Raw genomic sequence first — 20,343 nt, 5'->3', positions numbered from 1 at the left:
CCAATTCCGTAACTCGAACGAGGGACTTGACACGAATTCGCACAGGCGCCTGAAGGAGCGGCTCACGAAACGAAGAGCACGGATCAATACATCGTCACCGCCAGCCGCGCGGTGGCGCTCGCACCGGCCAGCCGCGCCGCCGTGGCACGCGGCACCGAGAGCACCACCAACGCCCCGCTGCCCGCCGCCTCGTCGAGCGGCTCGGGCACCTTCGTCACCCGCACCCCGCGCGCGACCACTTCGGCGTCACCGCCCGCCGCCGTGTCCTGCGCCGCGATCACGTCGACCCGGTCGCCGGACCGCAGCAGCCGGACCGTACCGGCGTCGGCGATCCGCACCGGAGCCGACACCCATTCGACCGCCCCGCGCTGCTGCCGTACCGGGTCGGCCACCGGATGCCCGCGGGGACGGTCGCCGTGCCGCGCCTGCGCCGTGTCGCGCGGGCCCGCCGCCACGAGCGCGACCGCCGTCACCGCGAGCCCGGCGGCCACGGCCCGCCTGCGGTGCCGTAGCAGCCGGCGCAGTCGGTACCACCCGCCGCGCACCCGCACCGGCGCGAAGTGCGGCACCTCGCACGTCGCCGGAGCGTCGGTGCCCAACGGGCGCGGAATGGCAGGGGAGATGAGAGGAGAACCGGGAGGGGAGAGGGACATGTGGATCACCACCTGCGACGAGGGATCGATTTGCGCTCCCACGATGCGGGAATTCCTCGCGGTCCGCCGAGGCCCGTGCGCTACCCGCCGGTTGTGGACAACTGCCTCACCCGAACGGGAAGTTCCGCAACCGGGAAGCGCCCGTCGTCCCCACCGCCCGGTCCGCTACGGCAGCTCGAAGCCCGGATCCATTCCGCCCAGCGCGTTCGCGCACAGGCAGTCCCGCGCCCCGTTCTCAGGCAGCGCGGCCACCGTGTCGAACAGCACGCCCCGCAGCCGGTCCACGTTGGCCGCGAACACCTGGAGCACCTCGTCGTGGGAGACGCCCTCGCCGGTCTCGGCGCCCGCGTCGAGGTCGGTGACCAGGGTCAACGAGGAGTAGCAGAGCTCCAGTTCGCGGGCGAGAGGTGCCTCGGGATGGCCGGTCATGCCGACCACGGACCAGCCCTGGGCCTGGTGCCAGAGGGATTCGGCGCGGGTCGAGAAGCGCGGCCCCTCGACCACCACTAGCGTGCCGCCGTCGACTGGCTCCCAGTCCCGCCCGCGCGCGGCCTTCAGCGCCGCCGCCCGGCCGGTCGGGCAGTAGGGGTCGGCCAGGGACACGTGCACGACGTTCGGCACCCCGCCACCGGGCAGCGGGAGCCCGTCGAAGTACGTCGCCGCCCGCGACTTCGTACGGTCCACCAGCTGGTCCGGCACCAGCAGCGTGCCCGGCCCGTGCTCGGGGCGCAGCCCGCCCACCGCGCACGGACCGAGGACCTGGCGCACGCCCACGGAACGCAACGCCCAGAGGTTGGCCCGGTAGTTGATGCGGTGCGGAGGCAGATGGTGGCCGCGTCCGTGCCGGGGCAGGAACGCGACCCGCCGGCCTGCGATCTCGCCGAGGAAGAGGGAGTCGCTGGGTGGCCCGTAGGGCGTGTCCACCTGGATCTCGGACACGTCGTCCAGGAACGAGTAGAAGCCGGAGCCGCCGATTACGCCGATCTCTGCGTTCGCCATGACCAGCACACTAGCCGCCCCCGAAAAGGCGCAGGAGCGGCCTCGGGAACCGGTGCGGAAACTGACTCGGAATCGGCTCGGTACTGGTTCGGAGACCGGCTCGGCACCGGTTCGGAAAAACGCCGAAGACCCTGTCGTCGTACGACGACAGGGTCTTCGGTCGAGAAGTCCTGCGTGACCTACTGGCCTACGCGGCCGAGCTGCTGCTGCCGGTCGAGGAGCCGGAGCTCGACGACTTCGACGTGGAGTCCGAAGACGACGACGAGGACGTGGTCGACGGGGTGGACGGCTTGGCGTCCGAGGACGTCGACGGCTTCGAGGTGGCCGGCGAGCTGCTCGACGAGGAGCCGCGGCTGTCGTTCCGGTAGAAGCCGGAGCCCTTGAAGACAATGCCGACCGCGGAGAACACCTTCTTCAGGCGGCCACCGCAATTGGGGCACTCGGTCAGCGCGTCGTCGGTGAACTTCTGGACCGCTTCAAGGCCCTCGCCGCACTCGGTGCACTGGTACTGGTAGGTCGGCACTGTGTCTTCCTCCTGGCACTCTCACTCAATGAGTGCTAACGAGCGTCCATAGTGACCTATTCCCGGGGATCAGTCCACTGCCACCGGCACGCGGTGACCGACGCCACGTGCCACCGTGCGGTGGTGGGGCCGGGTCGCGAGGTGTGACCGGAGTGCGATCAGGGTCCCCAGGGCGAGCACCGTACCGGCCATCGGCACCAGGAAACCGGCGCCGCCCCACAGGCGGTCCTCCAACTGTCCGGCGACGGTGACGGCGGCGGCCTGGCCCAGGGCGACCGCGCCGGTCAGCCAGGTGAAGGCCTCGGTGCGGGCACCGGCCGGAACGAGGCCCTCGACCAGGGTGTAGCCGGTGATCAGGGCGGGCGCGATGCACATGCCGACCAGGAGACCGAGGCCGGCCAGCAGCAGCACCGAGTGGGCGGTCCACAGCGCGGACGCGGTCAGCGCGAGGGCCGCGTAGCCCACCAGTAGTCGGCGCTGCGGGGCGATCTTCCAGGCAACGGCACCGCAGACGACCCCGGAGAGCATGTTGCCGGCGGCGAAGGTGCCGTAGAGGACGCCGTTCAGGCCCGGCTCGCCGATTGACTCGGTGAAGGCGGCCAGGGAGACCTGCATTCCGCCGAAGACGGAACCGATGCCCAGGAAGGTCACGATCAGTACGCGCACTCCGGGGACACGCAGTGCGGAAACGTGCTCCACGCGCGCGTGCCGGTCGGTGGTCACGGTGGGCTGGGTGCTCTTCCGGGCGGCGAAGAGCAGGCCGCCGACCAGGGTGAGTCCGGCCTCCGTGACCAGGCCGGCCGCCGGGTTCACGGTGGTGCACAGGGCGGTCGCCAGCAACGGGCCGAAAACGAAGGTCAGTTCGTCGGTGACGGACTCGAAGGCCGCGGCGGTCGTCATGAGGGGCGAGTCCTGGAGCCGTACGCCCCAGCGGGCGCGCACCATGGGCCCGATCTGCGGCACCGAGGCACCGGTCGGCACGGCCGCCGCGAACAGCGCCCACAAGGAGGCGTGGGCGAGCGCGAGCGCGGTGAACGTCAGGCCCGACAGCGTGTGCACCAGGACGCCGGGAATCAGCACGGCCCGCTGCCCGTGGCGGTCGGCCAGGCGCCCGCTGTAGGGGGCGAACAGGGCCATGGAGACACCGGTGACGGCCGCGGCGGCGCCCGCCGCGCCGTAGGAGCCGGTGGTGTGCTGCACGAGCAGCACGATGGAGATGGTGAGCATCGCGAACGGCTGACGCGCGGCGAAGCCGGGAAGCAGGAACGTCCAGGCGCCGCGCGTGCGCAGCAACTGCCCGTATCCCGGACGAGAGGTGACCGTGGATGCCACGGCCCGTGCCTTTCTGCCACCTGGTAGCGCGCCCTGTGCGGGGGGCGCCGAGCACTGTCCTCTTGCGCGGAACTGCGGTAGATACCGTGCCCGCTGCGGAGGAGGGGTTCGGCCGCCATACGGTCGCGCCAGCACTGCGTCAGGCAGAGTTGGTTCGATCTGAATGTGCCTTCATCGTACAGGGAGTGAAGCCCGGTGGACCTGTGAAAACGGGCACCACGCGCGCGTTCACCTGTGATTGGTGAACGTGTGAACCGTACGAAACATGCCCTTAACGACCGGCCGCGGCATTGTCCGTGCCGAGCCAGCTCGCCAGCTTCCCGCCGCGGCCCACCGCCCGCAGCCGCTGTTCGGCCGCGTCCCGGACCGGATCCGTCGCCACGACCAGGAGTTCGTCGCCGCGCCGCAGGACCGTCGAGGGCAGTGGGACGAACGATTTTCCGTCGCGTACGACCAGGGTCACCGCGGCCCCGGCCGGCAGTCTCAGCTCGTTGACCTCGACGCCGTGCATCTTCGACTCCCCGGGGATCGCGACGGACAGCAGATGTCCGCGCAGCCGTTCCAGGGGGGCCGATTCGATGCCGAGGTCGGCGGCCTCCGCGCCCTCACCGAGCTTCAGCTTGCGCGCCAGCCAGGGCAGCGTCGGCCCCTGGACGAGGGTGTAGACGACGACCAGGACGAAGACGATGTTGAAGACGCGACGGCTGCCGGTGACGCCGTTCACCATGGGGATGGTCGCCAGGATGATGGGCACCGCGCCCCGCAGCCCGGCCCAGGACATCAGCGACTGCTCCTGCCAGGGCACCCGGAACGGTGTGAGGCTGACCACCACGCTGAGCGGTCGGGCCACCATCGTCAGCACCAGGCCGATGATCAGCGCCGGCCAGACGTCGTCCCCGAGCTCGTGCGGGGTGACCAGCAGGCCGAGCAGGACGAACATGCCGATCTGGGCGATCCAGCCCAGCCCGTCGGCGAAACCGCGCGTCGCGGGCCAGTGGGGGAGCTTGGCGTTGCCGAGGACCATCGCGGCGAGATAGACCGCGAGGAAGCCGCTGCCGTGCGCCAGGGCGCCCGCCGCGTACGCGGTGACCGCGATCGCCAGCACGGCGATCGGGTAGAGGCCGGAGGCGGGCAGCGCCACATGCCGCAGCCCCCAGGAGCCGAGCCAGCCCACCGCGAGGCCGATGGCCGCGCCGATGGCCAGCTCCAGGGCTATCTCGCCCACCAGGGTGTACCAGTGCTCGACCGGGCCCGCCGTGGAGAAGGCGACGACCAGGATGACCACGGGTGCGTCGTTGAAGCCGGACTCGGCCTCCAAAGTGCCCGTCACGCGCGCGGGGAGGGGGATTCTGCGCAGCACGGAGAAGACCGCCGCCGCGTCCGTCGAGGACACCACCGCCCCGATGATGAACGCCTGCCGCCACTCCAGTCCGACCAGATAGTGCGCGCCCGCGGCCGTGACGCCGACACTCACCGCCACTCCTGCCAGCGCCAGGGTGGCGGCCGACGACAGGACCGGCTTGACCTCTTTCCACTTGGTGCCGAGTCCGCCCTCGGCCAGGATCACGACCAGGGCCGCGTATCCGATGACCTGGGTCAGCTCGGTGTTGTCGAAGTGGATGTCGCCGACGCCGTCCTGGCCCATGGCGATACCGATCCCCAGGTAGACGAGCAGGCTGGGGAGCCCGCTGCGCGAGGAGATCCGGACCGCCGCGACGGCGACGAGCAGGACGAGCGAGCAGACGAGCAGAAGCTGGTCGAGGTGGTGGACAGTCAGAAAGCTTCCCTTCCTCGGCTGACGCGCGTCCGGGGCGGCAGCACATGTACAGGGGACGCGGGACGGCGGCGCCACACATCCAAGTACTTCGTTACCTTACCTAACTCTTGACGCTTTCTTGACACTCCGCGAGGCAAGATCGAACGCCCGTCCGCGCCGGTACCCGACTCCGCGTCAAGTCGCTCGGAAGCCTGCGCCTATGGTTGCTCCAGCGCTCAGTCAAAAGCACAGCCCGCCCTGCCGCTCGCGTTAGGACAGCAAGGACAGCGATGCCCCCCAACACCACCGCCTCATCGGGTCATAAGCCCGGCAAGTCCGGCAGGAAAAAGGGGCGCAAAGCCCGTCTATTGGTTCTCGTCCTGGTCATGGCCATCATCGGGGGCATCGCCTACGGCGCCTACTGGTCCGTCAGTACGGTCCGGGCCTCCCTGCCGCAGACCACGGGTTCGATCACCCTCGACGGCCTGTCGGGGCCCGTGGACGTCAAGCGCGACAGCTACGGCATCCCGCAGATCTACGCGTCCTCCGACGAGGACCTGTTCATGGCCCAGGGCTACGTCCAGGCGCAGGACCGGTTCTACGAGATGGACGTGCGCCGGCACATGACCGCCGGGCGGCTGTCCGAGATGTTCGGCAAGGGGCAGGTCAAGAACGACGAGTTCCTGCGCACCCTGGGCTGGGACCGGGTCGCCGAGAAGGAGTACGACACCAAGCTGTCGGCCTCCACGAAGAAGTACCTCCAGGCCTACGCCAAGGGGGTCAACGCCTACCTCCAGGGCAAGGACGGGAAAGACATCTCCCTGGAGTACGCGGCCCTTGGTTTCACCAACGACTACAAGCCCGAGAAGTGGACCCCGGTCGACTCGGTGTCGTGGCTGAAGGCGATGGCCTGGGACCTGCGCGGCAACATGCAGGACGAGATCGACCGCGCGCTGATGACCAGCCGCCTCGGCCCGCAGCAGATCGCGGACCTGTACCCGGACTATCCCTACAGCCGCAACCAGCCGATCGTCACCGAGGGCGAGTACGACGACTACACCAAGACGTTCGACGGCGGTGACGGCACCACCGGCACGTCCACGAGCGGCACGACGGGTTCCTCGTCGTCCTCGTCGGGTTCGGCCCTCACGAGCCAGCTCGCGGGCCTCTCGGACGTCCTGGACGATCTCCCGACGGCCGTCGGCGTCAACGGCCAGGGCATCGGCTCCAACTCGTGGGTCGTCGGCGGGGAGCACACCATCACCGGCAAGCCCCTGCTGGCCAACGACCCGCACCTGGAGGCCTCGCTGCCGTCCGTCTGGTACCAGATGGGCCTGCACTGCCGCGCGATCTCCAGCAAGTGCCAGTACGACGTCACCGGCTACACCTTCGCCGGCATGCCCGGTGTCGTCATCGGCCACAACCAGGACATCGCCTGGGGCATGACCAACTCCGGGGTCGACACCACCGACCTCTACCTGGAGAAGCTCTCCGGCGACGGGTACCTCTACGACGGCACGACGAAGCCCTTCACGAGCCGCACCGAGACCATCAAGGTCGCCGGTGGCGCGTCTAAGAAGATCGTCGTCCGGGAGACCAACAACGGCCCGCTGCTGTCCGACCGCAACGACGAACTCGTGAAGGTCGGCAAGAAGGCCACCGTCGACACCGCCGCCCCCGACCGAGGCGACGGCTACGCCATCGCCCTGCGCTGGACCGCCGAGGACCCGGGCACCACCATGGACGCCGTCTTCGCCATCGACAGGGCCTCCGACTGGAGCGAGTTCCGTTCGGGCGCCACGAAGTTCGACGTGCCCTCGCAGAACCTCGTCTACGCCGACACCAAGAACAACATTGGCTACACGCTGCCCGGAAAGATCCCCGTGCGCGGCAAGGGCGACGGCTCGCTGCCGGTGCCCGGCTGGGACTCCAAGTACGACTGGACCGGCTACATCCCGCAGGCCGCGCTGCCCTACGAGTACAACCCGAAGCGCGGCTACATCGTCACCGCGAACCAGGCGGTGATCGACAAGGACAAGTACCCGTACACGCTCACCACGGACTGGGGTTACGGCACCCGTAGCCAGCGCATCACCGATCTGATCCAGTCGAAGATCGACGGCGGCGGCAAGATCTCCACCGACGACATGCGGCAGATGCAGCTCGACGACAGCAGCGAGATCGCCAAGCTGCTGGTGCCCAAGCTGCTGAAGATCGACGAGCCCGACCCGGACGTGCGCCAGGCGCAGAAGCTCCTGGAGGGCTGGGACTACACCCAGGACGCCGACTCGGCCGCTGCCGCCTACTTCAACTCGGTCTGGCGCAACATCCTCAAGCTCGCCTTCGGCAACAAGCTGCCCAAGGAGCTGCGGGTCAAGGGACAGTGCCTCTTCGTGTCGCCGGTCGACACGACCGGTCCCGCCGACGAGACCAACCAGAAGGTGCGCGAGTGCGGCGAGCGCGACGCGGACCAGGCGCAGCCGGACGGCGGCGACCGCTGGTTCGAGGTCGTCCGCAAGCTCATGGACGACCCCAACAGCGACTGGTGGACGACCCCCAAGTCGGGCACCCGGCCGGGCGCGAGCAACATGAACCAGCTCTTCAAGCGCGCCATGATCGACGCCCGCTGGGAGTTGACCGCCAAGCTCGGCAAGGACATCGACACCTGGAGCTGGGGCCGGCTGCACCGCCTGTTCCTGAAGAACCAGACCCTGGGCACCGAGGGCCCCTCGATCGTCCAGTACATCCTCAACCGCGGCCCCTGGAAGCTCAGCGGCGGCGAGGCCACGGTCAACGCCACCGGCTGGAACGCGGCCGGCGGCTACGGAGTGGTCTGGGTGCCGTCGATGCGCATGGTGGTCAACCTGGACAACTTCGACAAGTCCAAGTGGATCAACCTCACCGGAGCCTCCGGACACGCCTTCAGCGCGCACTACACCGACCAGACCGGCAAGTGGGTCAACGGCGAACTGCTGCCGTGGTCCTTCACGTCCAAGGCGGTCGACAGCAGCACGAGCGACACCCTGGTGCTGAAGCCGTGACCGGCTGACCCTCTGAAATGGCCCTCCACGCGCGCGTGGAGGGCCATTTCAGTTCCCGGGGAACCGGTGCACACCGCTCGGTGTCACCGCCGCCCGCACCGGCCGGTCGTGCGCCTCCGCGGGGACGTGCGCGACGACCTCGGAGTCGTAGAGCAGCACCAGTAGCGCGGGACGTGCGTCCGCCCGCTCCAGTCGCGCCAGCACGCGGTCGTAGGAGCCCCCGCCGCGTCCCAGCCGCATTCCGTGACCGTCGACCGCCAGGCCGGGCAGCAGGACGACGTCGGCGGCTGTCACGGCGTCCGGGCCGAGCCGTTCGCCGGACGGTTCGAACAGGGCCATCTTTCCGCCGTGCCGCACCCGCGCGAGCGAGCCCTCGCCGTCGTAGGCGCCCCAGTCGAGGTCGTTGTCCGGGAGGAGCGCGGGGAGGAGGACGTCGACTCCGCGCGCGCGGAGGGCGTCCAGGAGGACGAGCGTTCCTGGTTCGCTGCCCACGGAGACGTACGCCGCCACCGTGCGCGCGTGGGCCAGTTCGGGCAGCTCCAGCGCGCGGTCGGCGAGCGCGGTGGCGGCTTCCCGCACGTCACCGGCCGTCAACCTGTTCCTCACCGAGAGGAACTCTCTCCGCAACATTCGCTTGTCAGGCTCGGGTTCATGTCCTAGGTGACGCACAGGTCCCACCCGCATCCTTCCTAATGTGCTCATATGAGAGCGTATTAACCGGAGCCACAGATTCAGCACAAAGGCACCGGATAAGGTTCGGGCATGACTCAGTCGCACCCCAGGATCAGCAAGGCTGTCATTCCCGCAGCCGGTCTCGGCACCCGGTTCCTGCCGGCCACGAAGGCAACTCCCAAGGAGATGCTGCCGGTCGTGGACAAGCCCGCGATCCAGTACGTGGTCGAAGAGGCCGTGTCGGCGGGGCTCGACGACGTTCTCATGATCACCGGACGCAACAAGCGCCCCCTTGAGGACCACTTCGACCGCAACTACGAGCTCGAATCCGCCCTCCAGAAGAAGGGCGACGCGAGCCGGCTGGCCAAGGTCCAGGAGTCCAGCGACCTCGCGACCATGCACTACGTCCGCCAGGGCGACCCCAAGGGCCTCGGCCACGCCGTCCTCTGCGCGGCCCCGCACGTCGGCCACGAGCCCTTCGCCGTCCTCCTCGGGGACGACCTGATCGACCCCCGGGACCCCCTCCTCGCGCGCATGGTCGAGGTCCAGGAGCGGCACGGCGGCAGCGTCGTCGCCCTCATGGAGGTCGCGCCCGAACAGATCCACCTCTACGGCTGCGCCGCCGTGGAGGCCACCGAGGACGACGACGTCGTCAAGGTCACCGGCCTGGTCGAGAAGCCGGAGGCGGCCGACGCGCCGTCGAACTATGCGATCATCGGCCGCTACGTCCTCGACCCCCACATCTTCGGGATACTGCGCAAGACCGAGCCCGGCCGCGGCGGCGAGATCCAGCTCACCGACGCCCTCCAGCAGCTGGCCGACGACGAGAAGGTCGGCGGCCCCGTGCACGGCGTCGTCTTCAAGGGCCGCCGCTATGACACCGGAGACCGGGGCGACTATCTGCGTGCCATTGTCAGACTCGCGTGCGAACGTGAAGACCTGGGCCCGGACTTCCGCGCCTGGCTTCGCAGTTACGTAGCCGAGGAGATGTAGCAACGTTGAGCACCGCCGCGACCCGCACCCCAGGACCCGACCACCTGTGGACGGTGGACGAGCACCTGGAGGACATCCTCGCGACCGTCCGCCCCCTGGAACCCATCGAGCTGCATCTGCTCGACGCCCAGGGCTGCGTCCTGGTCGAGGACATCACGGTGCCGGTCTCGCTCCCGCCCTTCGACAACAGCTCGATGGACGGGTACGCGGTGCGGGTCACGGACGTCGCGGGCGCGAGCGAGGAGTACCCGGCCGTCCTCACGGTCGTCGGCGACGTCGCGGCCGGCCAGGCCGGAACGCTCCACGTGGGCCCTGGAGAGACCGCCCGGATCATGACCGGCGCCCCGTTGCCGCCCGGCGCGGAGGCCGTCGTCCCCGTGGAGTGGACCGACGGAGGCCTCGGCGACGGCCCGGTCACCGGTATGCGCGCCCGCAGCGAGGACCCCGAGGCGGCCGGCGGACACGTGCACGTGTACCGCTCGGCCGAGGCACGCGCGCACGTGCGCGCGCTGGGCAGCGACGTGAAGGCCGGCGACCGTGCCCTGGACGCCGGCACGATCCTCGGCCCGCCGCAGATCGCCCTCCTCGCCGCCATCGGCCGCGGCACGGTCCGCGTCCGCCCCCGCCCGCGCGTGGTCGTCATGTCCACCGGCAGCGAACTCGTCCAGCCCGACGAGCAGTTGAGCGCCGGCCAGATCTACGACTCCAACAGCTTCGCCCTCACCGCGGCCGCCCGCGACGCGGGCGCCATCGCCTACCGGGTCGGCGCCGTCGCCGACGACGCCGAGACCCTCCGCGACACCATCGAGGACCAGCTCGTCCGCGCCGACCTCCTGGTCACCACCGGCGGCGTGAGCGTCGGGGCGTACGACGTCGTCAAGGAAGCCCTGTCCTCCGTGGGCGACGAGGACGAGGACGGCGCCGGGATCGACTTCCGCAGGCTCGCCATGCAGCCCGGCAAACCCCAGGGCTTCGGCACCATCGGCCCCGACCACATCCCGCTGCTCGCCCTCCCCGGCAACCCGGTGTCGTCGTACGTCTCCTTCGAGCTGTTCGTCCGCCCCGCGATCCGCACCCTGATGGGTCTCGACGACGTGCACCGCCCCAGGACCCGCGCCACCCTCACCACCGACAAGGCGCTCACCTCCCCGAAGGGGCGCAGACAGTTCCTCCGCGGGACGTACGCCGACGGCGCGGTCACCCCCGTAGGGGGCGCCGGATCGCACCTGGTCGCGGCCCTCGCGCTCGCCGACGCGCTGATCGTCGTCCCCGAGGACGTCGAGTCCGTCGAGCCCGGCACCGAGGTCGACGTGGTCCTGCTCGGCTGAGCACTCCTGGTTGGCGGTACCGTGTCGCGCACAACACGCCCGGACCGGGAGCGCCACACAGCATGACTGAGCCTTTCCGGGGGGACACCCCCGGACCCCCTGCGCAAGACCGCCTCACGCACATCGACGACGCGGGCGCCGCCCGGATGGTCGACGTGTCCGGCAAGGACGTGACCGTGCGCACCGCCACCGCCAGCGGACGCGTCCTCGTCTCGCCCCGTGTGGTCGAACTGCTGCGCGGCGAGGGAGTACCCAAGGGTGACGCCCTGGCCACCGCGCGCATCGCGGGCATCATGGGCGCCAAACGCACCCCGGATCTGATCCCGCTCTGCCACCCGTTGTCGGTGTCGGGTGTGAAACTGGACCTGTCGGTCGCGGACGACGCTGTACGGATCCGGGCCACCGTGAAGACGACGGACCGCACGGGCGTCGAGATGGAGGCCCTCACCGCGGTCTCCGTCGCCGCGCTCACCGTGATCGACATGGTCAAGGCGGTCGACAAGGGAGCGGTCATCACGGACGTGCGCGTGGAGGAGAAGACGGGCGGCAAGTCGGGGGACTGGAGCCGCACATGAGCCTCGACGCGTCGATCGGCGGCGCCCTCCTCGCGCCGTACAGCGCGCTGGTCGTCACGGCCTCCAACAGGGCGGCGGCCGGCGTCTACGAGGACAAGGGCGGGCCCCTGATCGCCGAGCGGCTCAGGGAGTTCGGGTTCGCCGTGGACGGCCCGCGGGTCGTCCCTGACGGCGATCCCGTGGAGGCCGCGCTGCGCGCGGGTGCCGAGGCCGGTTTCGACGTGATCGTCACCACCGGCGGCACCGGTCTCTCGCCCACCGACCGCACCCCCGAGGCCACCCGCGCGGTGATCGACCACGAGGTGCCGGGCATCGCCGAGGCCATCAGGGCGTACGGCCGCGACAAGGTGCCGACCGCGGTGCTCTCCCGGGGCCTGGCCGGAGTCGCCGGGCACACACTGATCGTCAACCTGCCCGGTTCCACCGGCGGGGTGAAGGACGGCCTCGCCGTCCTGGAACCCCTGCTGGCGCACGCCGTCGACCAGATCCGCGGCGGCGATCACCCCAGACCCGCCGACACCAGTGGGGGTGCGAGCTGAACAGCCCATCCTGGCCCGCCGTACTGGCGGACGGCGACATCGTCCTGAGGCCGATAAAACTCCGTGACCAGCGCGTCTGGCGCGAGGTCAACCGGCGCAACCGGGACTGGCTGCGCCCCTGGGAGGCGACCATCCCGCCGCCCACGCCCAGCGGGCCGATCGCGCACCGGCCGACCTACCGGCAGATGGTCAGGCACCTGCGCTCGGAGGCGAACTCGGGCCGGATGCTGCCGTTCGTCATCGAGTACCAGGGGCGTCTGGTCGGGCAGTTGACGGTCGCCGGGATCACCTGGGGCTCCATGTGCTCGGGCCACATCGGCTACTGGGTGGACGAGTCGGTGGCCGGGCGCGGAGTGATGCCGACGTCCGTGGCACTCGCCGTCGACCACTGTTTCCGGGCCGTGGGACTGCACCGCATCGAGGTCTGCATTCGCCCGGAGAACGGTCCCAGCCGCAGGGTCGTGGAGAAACTCGGATTCCGTGAGGAGGGGCTGCGGCCCCGTTATCTCCACATCGACGGCGCCTGGCGCGACCATCTCGTCTTCGCGCTCACCGCGGAAGAGGTCCCCGAAGGGTTGCTGGCCCGCTGGCAGCGGGCACGCTCCCGGAGCGCGCCGCACGACAATCCCGCGTGACGGGGAGGATGTCGGGCCCGGAAGTCCGCCTCTCCGGAAATTGAATAAGTGTTCGAAAGTGATCGACGGATGACCACCTTGAGGCAATGAATTCGCCAACCTCGCGGCCTGCTGATCGCATCGGTCACAAAAAAAGCTCGAAATATCAGCCAGATCGTGCGACACACCGGCTCAATTGGCAGATGGCCTCACGCAAACCCCTCTACCGTGTGAGGCGTGAGCAGCAGCGGCCTCATCTACGCAGTCATTGTCGGGGCCTGGGCCGCCTACTTGGTGCCGATGTGGCTCCGTAGGCAGGACGAGCTGAACGAGGCCCGTCCGACGGAACGCTTCAGCACCGCCATCCGGCTGCTGTCCGGACGGGCGGGGATGGAGCGCCGGTACGCCAAGGACCTGCGGGCGCGCTCCACCGAGGAGGGGGAGTCCGGCGCCGTCGTGCCGGACGTCGTCACCGACTCGGTGGACGTCCGGGCCTTCGCCATGCCCCCGGCCCGTCCCCAGGTGCACGCACAGGTCCGCCGGCCCGGCCCGGACCGGTCGGAGACGACACGGGAACGGGAACCGGAGCGCGAAGGGGCACGCGAACCCGTGCGCGAGCCGGGTCGCGAACCGGCACGCGACCAAGCCCGGGACCAGACGGCCAGACCGGCACCCCAGCAAGCCCCCGTCCAGGCATCCGCCAAGACGGTCAAGGCGCCCAAGTCCGCCCCCGCGTCCGCCCGTAGGCGCGTCCCGGTCGGGCGGCGTACGCCCGCCGAGGAGGCCGCCGCCGCGCGCGCCCGGCGCGTGAAGGTGCTCGCGCGCCGTCGACGTACCACCGTGATGCTCTTCCTCGCCTTCACGCTCGGCGCGGTCGTCGCGGCGGTCGGCGGACTCACCCTCCTGTGGGCGCCCGGAGTGCCCGCGGTACTGCTCAGCGGGTACATCGCCTATCTGCGCTCCCAGGAACGCCGTCGCTTCGCCTACCAGATGGACCGCCGTCAGGCCGAGGCCGCAGCGCAGCGGCTGAGAGAGCGTCAGCCGCGCCGGCGCGCGTCCGTGGACGCCGGGATCGACGACGCCGAGGAGGGACCCGAACCGGAGACGGACCCCGGGATGTCCGCCCTCGCCGCCGACCGCCGTGCGCTGGTCGAGCAGACCGACCACGCCGAGTGGGTGGACCAGCAGCGCGAACGGCAGCGCCGGCCCGGCCAGGGCGACAGCTGGGACCCCGTCCCCGTACCGCTGCCGACGTACGTCACCGCGCCGGTCGCCCCGCGCGCCACCTCCGACGTGGACCTCGGGGCGCCCGACGCGTGGAGTTCCGCGCGTTCCAGCTCGGTGGCGCCCGAGCAGGAGGCGCAGCCGACGGCCCGCGACGACGAGGACGTCGAGGACTTGTCGGACGACGACAAGGCGACGCCGGACGGCCGCACCGACGCCCGCCGCGCCGCCTCCGCGCGCCGCGCCCGCGAGCGCGGTCGCACCCCGCTGTTCGACCAGTACGAGGACGGCGAGCGGCCCCGCGCGGCCAACGAGTGACCAGGCAAGGAACGGATTTCCAAGCACCCTGAGGGGGATGCTAGAGTTTCACTCGTTGCAAGGGCCTGTGGCGCAGTCTGGTAGCGCACCTCGTTCGCATCGAGGGGGTCTGGGGTTCAAATCCCCACAGGTCCACACAACATCAGGATCCCGCCCGATCGGAAGATCGGGCGGGATCTTTGTCGTTCCCTCGCTCACAGCGCCTTCGCGAAGCACCTGCTGTCGTCGAAGTGGCGGTAGTAGCCGAACTTCACGCAGGGCTCGTAGCCGCTGGACGTGTACAGGGCGATGGCCTCGGGCTGCTTGGTGCCGGTCTCCAGGACCATGCGGACGCGGCCGGCGGCGCGGGCGTCCTCCTCCAGGGCGGCCAGCATGCGGCGGGCGAGGCCCCGGCCGCGCGCCTGCTCGATCACGAACATCCGCTTCAGCTCGGCGTCGCCGTCCTCGTTGCCCTCGCCGTTGGCGTCCTGGGAGCGCCAGCCGCCGGTGGCGAGGGGTCTGTCGTCCTCGTCGTAGGCGATCAGGTACACGCCGTTGGGCGGTTCGAAGTCCGGTGGGGCGAGCGGGGTGGAGTCGCCGCCGTCGCCGTAGCGGACGTGGTACTCGGCCTGGACCTCGTCGTTCAGCTTCACGGCGTCGGGGTGGTCGAAGGGAACAGTGCGTATATTCATGCGGAAAATCGTATACCTACTCGAAACGGGAATCCGGACTCCGTCCAGTGTGCCGGTATCGTGCCCGAGTGCTCACTGTGACCTCAGTCAATGTCAATGGTCTGCGGGCCGCCGCGAAGAAGGGCTTCGTGGAGTGGCTCGCCGGGACCTCCGCCGATGTCCTGTGCCTCCAGGAGGTGCGGGCCGAGCCGGAGCAGCTGCCGGAGCACGTGCGCGCCCCCGAGGGCTGGCACGTGGTGCACGCGCCGGCCGCCGCCAAGGGCCGCGCGGGCGTCTCCCTCTACACCCGCCGCGAGCCCGACCGCGTCCAGGTCGGCTTCGGTTCGGCCGAGTTCGACGCCAGTGGCCGCTACGTCGAGGCCGACCTCCCCGGCGTCACGGTCGCCAGCCTCTACCTGCCCTCCGGGGAGGTCGGCACCGAGCGGCAGGACGAGAAGATCCGCTTCATGGACGAGTTCCTCGTCCACCTGAAGGAGCTGCGCGAGCGGTCCGCCGCCGACGGCCGCGAGGTCGTCGTCTGCGGCGACTGGAACATCGCCCACCGGCCCGCCGACCTCAAGAACTGGCGCGCCAACCAGAAGAACTCCGGGTTCCTGCCGGAGGAGCGGGAGTGGCTGGGCCGGGTGCTCGACGCGGAGGACGGCGCGTACGTCGATGTCGTACGGGCGCTGCATCCGGACGTCGAGGGGCCGTACTCGTGGTGGTCGTACCGGGGGCGGGCCTTCGACAACGACAGCGGCTGGCGGATCGACTACCACGTGACCACGGCGGGGCTCGCCGCCAAGGCGGTCAAGGGGTTCGTCGAGCGGGCGGCGACGCACGACGAGCGCTGGTCGGACCACGCGCCGGTGACGGTGGTCTACGACCTCTGAGGGGGAAGTCGGCCGTCGGCTACGGCAGTTGGGGGTCCCCGGTGCCCCGTTGCAGGCGTCGGTCCATCGCCATCGACAGTTCCGCCTCCACCACGCTCTTCGCCAGCGGGCGCAGTCGTTGCAGGTCCTGTGCCGTGCCGCCCCGGCCGAGGACCAGGCCGGCGAAGAGTTCGGCGAGTGACTCCGTGTGCTCGCGGACCCGGCGGCCCGCGGTGAGGACGTCCGCGAGGGGGATGCCCTCGCGGACCAGCGCGGCCGTGACGTCGAGGAGACGGCGGCTGATGTGGACGATCTCGCTGCCGTCGGTGCCGAGGTAGCCGAGTTCGAGCGAGGCGGCGAAGTTCTCCGGGGTGGCCTGGTCGCCGAAGTAGTCGGCGAGGGCCTCCGGGGTGAGCCGGACCGGGGTCTCCTCGGTGGGGGCGCCCAGCCCCAGCAGTTCGCCGACGTTGCGGCCGTGGTCGAAGGCCTCGGCGAGTTCCGCGATGCCGTTGAGGGTGTGGCCGCGCTCCAGGAGCGCCGAGATCGTGCGCAGCCGGGCGAGGTGCGTCTCGTCGTACCAGGCGATACGGCCCTCGCGGCGCGGCGGGGGGATGAGTTTGCGCTCGCGGTAGAAGCGCAGGGTGCGCACCGTGATGCCGGCCCGCTCGGCGAGCTCCTCCATGCGGTACTCGCGCTTCTGTTCTGCCTTCTCCGCCACGCCCGCACCCTACGTCGTACCCAAGGTAACTTTCCTGGTGCCGCCCCCTACCCATGAGTACGGACCTGTTCTACAGTCCGATTGCGCCAGTGTTCACTGGCGCGGTTGAACGGGTAGTACGGGTTGCATGGGAGGGCACGGGATGACCGAACGCGAGCATGTGCGGGTGGCGGTGATCGGCTCCGGGTTCGGCGGGCTGGGGGCCGCGGTGCGGCTGCGGCGCGAGGGCGTCACCGACTTCGTCGTCCTGGAGCGCGCCGACAGCGTCGGCGGGACCTGGCGGGACAACAACTACCCCGGGTGCGCCTGCGACGTACCGTCCCATCTGTACTCGTTCTCCTTCGCGCCCAACCCCGACTGGCCGCGCACCTTCTCCGGGCAGGAGCACATCCGCGGCTACCTGGAGCACGTCACCGACGTCTTCGGGCTCCGCCCCCACATCCGCCTCGACTCCGAGGTCAAGATGATGACCTGGGACGCGCGGCGGCTGTGCTGGGACATCGAGACCAGCGGCGGTTCCTACTCCGCCGACCTCGTCGTCTCCGCGACCGGACCGCTCTCCGACCCCAAGATCCCGGACATCCCCGGCCTCGACTCCTTCCCCGGCAAGGTCTTCCACTCGGCCCGCTGGGACCACGACTACGACCTGCGCGGCAAGCGCGTCGCGATGGTCGGCACCGGCGCCTCCGCCATCCAGATCGTGCCGTCGATCCAGCCGCGGGTGGAGCGCCTCACCCTCTTCCAGCGCACCCCGCCGTGGGTGATGCCCCGCGTCGACCGCGCCATCAGCGGCGCCGAACGCGCCCTGCACCGGACGCTGCCCTTCACCACCCAGGCCCGCCGCGGACTCCTGTGGGGGCTGCGGGAGTTGCAGGTCCAGGCGTTCACCAAGCGGCCCGACGAACTCGGCATGATCGAGCGGCTGGCCCGGCGGAACATGGCCCGTTCCATCAAGGACCCGGCCCTGCGCGCCAAGCTCACCCCCGACTACCGCATCGGCTGCAAGCGCATCCTGCTCTCCAGCGCCTACTATCCGGCCCTCGCCCGGCCCAACGTCGACGTGGTGGCCAGTGGGCTGAGCGAGGTCCGCGGTTCGACGGTCGTCGCCGCCGACGGCAGTACGGCCGAGGTCGACGCGATCGTCTTCGGCACCGGCTTCCACGTCACGGACATGCCGATCGCGGACCGGGTCGTCGGCGCGGACGGGCGGACGCTCGCCGAGGCCTGGCAGGGCGGGATGGAGGCGCTGCGCGGCGCCTCGGCGGCCGGGTTCCCCAACTGGATGACCATCATCGGGCCCAACACCGGCCTCGGGAACTCCTCCATGATCCTGATGATCGAGTCCCAGCTCAACTATCTCGCCGACTACGTACGGCAGTTGGACGTCCTCGGCGGACGCGTCGCGCTCGACGCCCGGCCCGCCGCCGTGGCCTCCTGGAACCACCGGGTGCAGGAACGCATGAAGCGGACCGTGTGGAACACCGGCGGCTGCACCAGCTGGTACCTCGACGCCAACGGCCGCAACACCACCGTCTGGCCCGGCACGACCACCGAGTTCCGCAGGGCCACCCGGCGCGTCGACCTCGCCGAGTACGAGGTCGTGCGGGCGCCCGCCGAGCAGAAGGCCGAGGCCGCCGCATGAGCCGTCTCACGCATGTCGACTCCGGGCCCTACGCCCCGCCCGTCCCCGTCCGCGAACTCACCGTCACCTCCGCCGACGGCTCGCGGCTGCACGCCGAGGTGCACGGCCCCGAGGGCGCGCCGGCCGTCGTCCTCGCGCACGGCTGGACCTGCTCCACGGCCTTCTGGGCCGCGCAGACAAGGGACTTGGCGGTCGACCACCGGGTCGTCGTCTACGACCAGCGCGGCCACGGGCGCAGTCCGGCGGCCGTCTCCTACAGCACCGACGCGCTCGCCGACGACCTGGAGGCCGTCCTCGAAGCGACGCTCGCGCCCGGGGAGAAGGCCGTGATCGCGGGCCACTCCATGGGCGGGATGACCGTGCTGGCGGCGGCCGGACGGGCCCGGTTCCGGGAGCACGCGGTGGCCGTCCTGCTGTGCAGCACGGGCAGTTCGCGCCTGGTCGAGGAGTCGCTCGTGCTGCCGCTGCGACCCGGCCGGACCCGCACCCGGCTCACCCGGGGGATCCTCGGCACCCGCGCGCCGCTCGGGCCGGTCACGCCCGCCGCGCGCCGGATCCTGAAGTACGGGACGATGGGACCCGGCTCCGCGCCGCACATGGTCGAGGCGTGCGCGCGGATCGTGCACGCGTGCCCGCGGACCGTGCGGCACGCCTGGTCGCAGGTGCTCGCCACCCTCGATCTCGACCGCGACGTACGGGAGTTGGCGGTGCCCACGGCCGTCGTCGTCGGTACGGCGGACCGGTTGACGCCGCCGGTGCAGGCGCGGGCGCTGGTCGCCGCGCTGCCGCAGTGCGTCGGCAGCACCGAGCTGACGGGGCTCGGGCACATGACCCCCGTCGAGGCGCCCGAGCTGGTCAGCGGGAAGATCCGCGAACTGGCCGCCGCCTACATCGAGTTCGAGCCGACAGATCAGGTCAAGGAGGGCGCATGAGCGGCAAGATGAGCCTGGAGGGTCAGGTCGCGGTCGTGACCGGGGCCGCGCGGGGCGTCGGCGAACTGCTCGCCCGCAAACTGTCCGCGCGCGGCGCGCGGGTGGCGCTGGTCGGGCTGGAGCCGGACGCGCTCAAGCAGGTCGCGGAGCGGCTGCACACCGACAGCGCCTCCTGGTACGCGGACGTCACCGACCACGAGGCGATGACGCGGGTCGCGGCCGAGGTCAAGGAGCGGTTCGGGAAGGTCGACATCGTCGTCGCCAACGCGGGTGTCGCCACCGGCGGGCCCTTCGCCGACTCCGACCCCGACGCGTGGCGGCGGGTGATCGAGGTCAACCTGATCGGATCGGCCGTGACCGCGCGGGCGTTCCTGCCGGTGCTGACGGAGAGCCGCGGCTATCTGCTCCAGATCGCCTCGCTCGCCGCGATCACGCCCGCGCCGATGATGACCGCCTACTGCGCCTCCAAGGCGGGCGTCGAGGCGTACGCGCACAGCCTGCGCGCCGAGGTCGGCCACAAGGGCGTACGGGTCGGGGTCGGGTATCTGTCCTGGACCGACACCGACATGGTGCGCGGGGCCGATCAGGACGACGTCATGCGGGAGTTGCGGCAGCGGCTGCCGTGGCCGGCCAACAAGACGTATCCGCTGGGACCGGCCGTGGACCGGATCGTCGCCGGGATCGAACGGCGCTCCGCCCATGTGTACGGGCAGGGGTGGCTGCGGGGGATGCAGGGCGTGCGCGGGTATCTGCCGGGGATCATCGGGGCGGTGGGGCAGCGGGAGATGCGGCGGTTCGGGTCCCGGCTGGACGGGGTGCGCTCGGGGCTGGTCGGGGCGGGCGGGGCGGCGGACGAGGCCGCGCGGGCTACGGAACGTAACTGACCGAAATGCGAACTGTGTCCGCCCGTGTGAATCTGGTCGAGGCCCGGTCAAGGGCCGTTTCCCCCACTACGGGAGTGA

Annotated in this window: 19 protein-coding genes and 1 tRNA gene; 12 read left to right on the top strand and 8 right to left on the bottom strand. The window is 70.6% G+C overall.

Annotated features, from left to right (window positions below):
• Nucleotides 1-83 precede the first annotated feature (83 nt).
• The 5 genes from ACIQPR_RS04495 to ACIQPR_RS04475 all read right to left on the bottom strand — a co-directional run bounded on the left by ACIQPR_RS04495 (nucleotide 84) and on the right by ACIQPR_RS04475 (nucleotide 5,359).
• Nucleotides 84-653: a hypothetical protein gene (locus tag ACIQPR_RS04495; protein ID WP_403641742.1), complete on the bottom strand. Its 570-nt coding sequence runs from the start codon at nucleotides 651-653 to the stop codon at nucleotides 84-86.
• Between the two features lie 165 nt (nucleotides 654-818).
• Nucleotides 819-1,652 carry an S-methyl-5'-thioadenosine phosphorylase gene (locus ACIQPR_RS04490; protein WP_403641739.1) on the bottom strand — a complete coding sequence of 278 codons (834 nt, stop codon included), beginning with the start codon at nucleotides 1,650-1,652 and terminating at the stop codon, nucleotides 819-821.
• Between the two features lie 187 nt (nucleotides 1,653-1,839).
• Nucleotides 1,840-2,175, bottom strand: a complete 336-nt coding sequence (locus tag ACIQPR_RS04485; protein ID WP_403641736.1) for an FmdB family zinc ribbon protein — start codon at nucleotides 2,173-2,175, stop codon at nucleotides 1,840-1,842.
• Nucleotides 2,176-2,244: 69 nt separating this feature from the next.
• Nucleotides 2,245-3,507, bottom strand: coding sequence for an MFS transporter (locus ACIQPR_RS04480; RefSeq protein WP_403641734.1), 1,263 nt, complete (start codon nucleotides 3,505-3,507; stop codon nucleotides 2,245-2,247).
• Nucleotides 3,508-3,778: 271 nt separating this feature from the next.
• Nucleotides 3,779-5,359: a potassium/proton antiporter gene (locus ACIQPR_RS04475; RefSeq protein ID WP_403641731.1), complete on the bottom strand. Its 1,581-nt coding sequence runs from the start codon at nucleotides 5,357-5,359 to the stop codon at nucleotides 3,779-3,781.
• 194 nt (nucleotides 5,360-5,553) lie between these two features.
• Here ACIQPR_RS04475 and ACIQPR_RS04470 point away from each other — a divergent pair, with 194 nt between their 5' ends.
• Entirely contained in the window at nucleotides 5,554-8,304 is a 2,751-nt protein-coding gene (locus tag ACIQPR_RS04470) for a penicillin acylase family protein (protein WP_403641728.1), read from the top strand.
• A gap of 48 nt (nucleotides 8,305-8,352) precedes the next feature.
• Here ACIQPR_RS04470 and ACIQPR_RS04465 read toward each other — a convergent pair whose 3' ends face one another.
• Nucleotides 8,353-8,934 (bottom strand): 5-formyltetrahydrofolate cyclo-ligase, encoded by a 582-nt coding sequence (locus ACIQPR_RS04465; RefSeq protein ID WP_403641725.1) that lies wholly within the window; start codon nucleotides 8,932-8,934, stop codon nucleotides 8,353-8,355.
• A 132-nt stretch (nucleotides 8,935-9,066) separates the two neighbouring features.
• Here ACIQPR_RS04465 and galU point away from each other — a divergent pair, with 132 nt between their 5' ends.
• The 7 genes from galU (at nucleotide 9,067) to ACIQPR_RS04430 (ending at nucleotide 14,702) form a co-directional block, all read left to right on the top strand.
• Nucleotides 9,067-9,969, top strand: a complete 903-nt coding sequence (gene galU / locus ACIQPR_RS04460) for a UTP--glucose-1-phosphate uridylyltransferase GalU (RefSeq protein ID WP_403641722.1) — start codon at nucleotides 9,067-9,069, stop codon at nucleotides 9,967-9,969.
• A 5-nt stretch (nucleotides 9,970-9,974) separates the two neighbouring features.
• Nucleotides 9,975-11,297: a gephyrin-like molybdotransferase Glp gene (gene glp, locus ACIQPR_RS04455; protein WP_403641719.1), complete on the top strand. Its 1,323-nt coding sequence runs from the start codon at nucleotides 9,975-9,977 to the stop codon at nucleotides 11,295-11,297.
• A gap of 62 nt (nucleotides 11,298-11,359) precedes the next feature.
• Complete coding sequence (gene moaC / locus ACIQPR_RS04450) at nucleotides 11,360-11,872, top strand: cyclic pyranopterin monophosphate synthase MoaC (RefSeq protein WP_403641716.1); 513 nt, start codon at nucleotides 11,360-11,362, stop codon at nucleotides 11,870-11,872.
• Complete coding sequence (locus ACIQPR_RS04445) at nucleotides 11,869-12,411, top strand: molybdenum cofactor biosynthesis protein B (protein ID WP_403641713.1); 543 nt, start codon at nucleotides 11,869-11,871, stop codon at nucleotides 12,409-12,411. The genes moaC and ACIQPR_RS04445 overlap by 4 nt, the downstream gene beginning before the upstream one ends.
• Nucleotides 12,408-13,046, top strand: a complete 639-nt coding sequence (locus ACIQPR_RS04440; protein ID WP_403642918.1) for a GNAT family N-acetyltransferase — start codon at nucleotides 12,408-12,410, stop codon at nucleotides 13,044-13,046. Before ACIQPR_RS04445 ends, ACIQPR_RS04440 begins: the two co-directional genes overlap by 4 nt.
• A gap of 216 nt (nucleotides 13,047-13,262) precedes the next feature.
• Nucleotides 13,263-14,567, top strand: coding sequence for a gephyrin-like molybdotransferase receptor GlpR (gene glpR / locus ACIQPR_RS04435; RefSeq protein WP_403641710.1), 1,305 nt, complete (start codon nucleotides 13,263-13,265; stop codon nucleotides 14,565-14,567).
• 61 nt (nucleotides 14,568-14,628) lie between these two features.
• Nucleotides 14,629-14,702, top strand: a tRNA-Ala gene (locus ACIQPR_RS04430).
• A gap of 59 nt (nucleotides 14,703-14,761) precedes the next feature.
• Here the strand turns inward: ACIQPR_RS04430 and ACIQPR_RS04425 are convergent.
• Nucleotides 14,762-15,238: a GNAT family N-acetyltransferase gene (locus tag ACIQPR_RS04425; RefSeq protein WP_403641707.1), complete on the bottom strand. Its 477-nt coding sequence runs from the start codon at nucleotides 15,236-15,238 to the stop codon at nucleotides 14,762-14,764.
• Between the two features lie 68 nt (nucleotides 15,239-15,306).
• Between ACIQPR_RS04425 and ACIQPR_RS04420 the strand changes: the two genes are divergently transcribed.
• Entirely contained in the window at nucleotides 15,307-16,110 is an 804-nt protein-coding gene (locus ACIQPR_RS04420; RefSeq protein WP_403641704.1) for an exodeoxyribonuclease III, read from the top strand.
• A 19-nt stretch (nucleotides 16,111-16,129) separates the two neighbouring features.
• On the opposite strand, the gene ACIQPR_RS04415 is transcribed toward ACIQPR_RS04420, so the two are convergent.
• Entirely contained in the window at nucleotides 16,130-16,807 is a 678-nt protein-coding gene (locus tag ACIQPR_RS04415) for a MerR family transcriptional regulator (protein ID WP_403641701.1), read from the bottom strand.
• A gap of 142 nt (nucleotides 16,808-16,949) precedes the next feature.
• On the opposite strand from ACIQPR_RS04415, the gene ACIQPR_RS04410 reads away from it, so the two are divergent.
• Genes ACIQPR_RS04410 through ACIQPR_RS04400 form a run of 3 tightly spaced genes read left to right on the top strand, consistent with a single transcriptional unit; the run spans nucleotide 16,950 to nucleotide 20,265 of the window.
• Nucleotides 16,950-18,449, top strand: a complete 1,500-nt coding sequence (locus tag ACIQPR_RS04410) for a flavin-containing monooxygenase (RefSeq protein ID WP_403641698.1) — start codon at nucleotides 16,950-16,952, stop codon at nucleotides 18,447-18,449.
• Nucleotides 18,446-19,381 carry an alpha/beta fold hydrolase gene (locus tag ACIQPR_RS04405; RefSeq protein ID WP_403641695.1) on the top strand — a complete coding sequence of 312 codons (936 nt, stop codon included), beginning with the start codon at nucleotides 18,446-18,448 and terminating at the stop codon, nucleotides 19,379-19,381. Before ACIQPR_RS04410 ends, ACIQPR_RS04405 begins: the two co-directional genes overlap by 4 nt.
• Complete coding sequence (locus ACIQPR_RS04400) at nucleotides 19,378-20,265, top strand: SDR family oxidoreductase (protein ID WP_403641692.1); 888 nt, start codon at nucleotides 19,378-19,380, stop codon at nucleotides 20,263-20,265. The genes ACIQPR_RS04405 and ACIQPR_RS04400 overlap by 4 nt, the downstream gene beginning before the upstream one ends.
• The last annotated feature ends 78 nt before the right edge of the window (nucleotides 20,266-20,343 follow it).

The sequence above is a fragment of the Streptomyces sp. NPDC091280 genome (assembly GCF_044768565.1).
Lineage (GTDB): Bacteria > Actinomycetota > Actinomycetes > Streptomycetales > Streptomycetaceae > Streptomyces.
The sequence above is the reverse complement of the archived record's forward strand: the minus strand, read 5'-3'. Positions and strand labels throughout refer to the sequence as shown.

What these genes read in the sequence shown, in the direction of transcription:
- ACIQPR_RS04495 (WP_403641742.1), bottom strand. Translation starts at nt 653, where the DNA reads ATGTCCCTCTCCCCTCCCGGTTCTCCTCTCATCTCCCCTGCCATTCCG.
- ACIQPR_RS04490 (WP_403641739.1), bottom strand. Translation starts at nt 1,652, where the DNA reads ATGGCGAACGCAGAGATCGGCGTAATCGGCGGCTCCGGCTTCTACTCG.
- ACIQPR_RS04470 (WP_403641728.1), top strand. Translation starts at nt 5,554, where the DNA reads ATGCCCCCCAACACCACCGCCTCATCGGGTCATAAGCCCGGCAAGTCC.
- ACIQPR_RS04465 (WP_403641725.1), bottom strand. Translation starts at nt 8,934, where the DNA reads ATGTTGCGGAGAGAGTTCCTCTCGGTGAGGAACAGGTTGACGGCCGGT.
- galU (WP_403641722.1), top strand. Translation starts at nt 9,067, where the DNA reads ATGACTCAGTCGCACCCCAGGATCAGCAAGGCTGTCATTCCCGCAGCC.
- moaC (WP_403641716.1), top strand. Translation starts at nt 11,360, where the DNA reads ATGACTGAGCCTTTCCGGGGGGACACCCCCGGACCCCCTGCGCAAGAC.
- ACIQPR_RS04445 (WP_403641713.1), top strand. Translation starts at nt 11,869, where the DNA reads ATGAGCCTCGACGCGTCGATCGGCGGCGCCCTCCTCGCGCCGTACAGC.
- ACIQPR_RS04425 (WP_403641707.1), bottom strand. Translation starts at nt 15,238, where the DNA reads ATGAATATACGCACTGTTCCCTTCGACCACCCCGACGCCGTGAAGCTG.
- ACIQPR_RS04410 (WP_403641698.1), top strand. Translation starts at nt 16,950, where the DNA reads ATGACCGAACGCGAGCATGTGCGGGTGGCGGTGATCGGCTCCGGGTTC.
- ACIQPR_RS04405 (WP_403641695.1), top strand. Translation starts at nt 18,446, where the DNA reads ATGAGCCGTCTCACGCATGTCGACTCCGGGCCCTACGCCCCGCCCGTC.
- ACIQPR_RS04400 (WP_403641692.1), top strand. Translation starts at nt 19,378, where the DNA reads ATGAGCGGCAAGATGAGCCTGGAGGGTCAGGTCGCGGTCGTGACCGGG.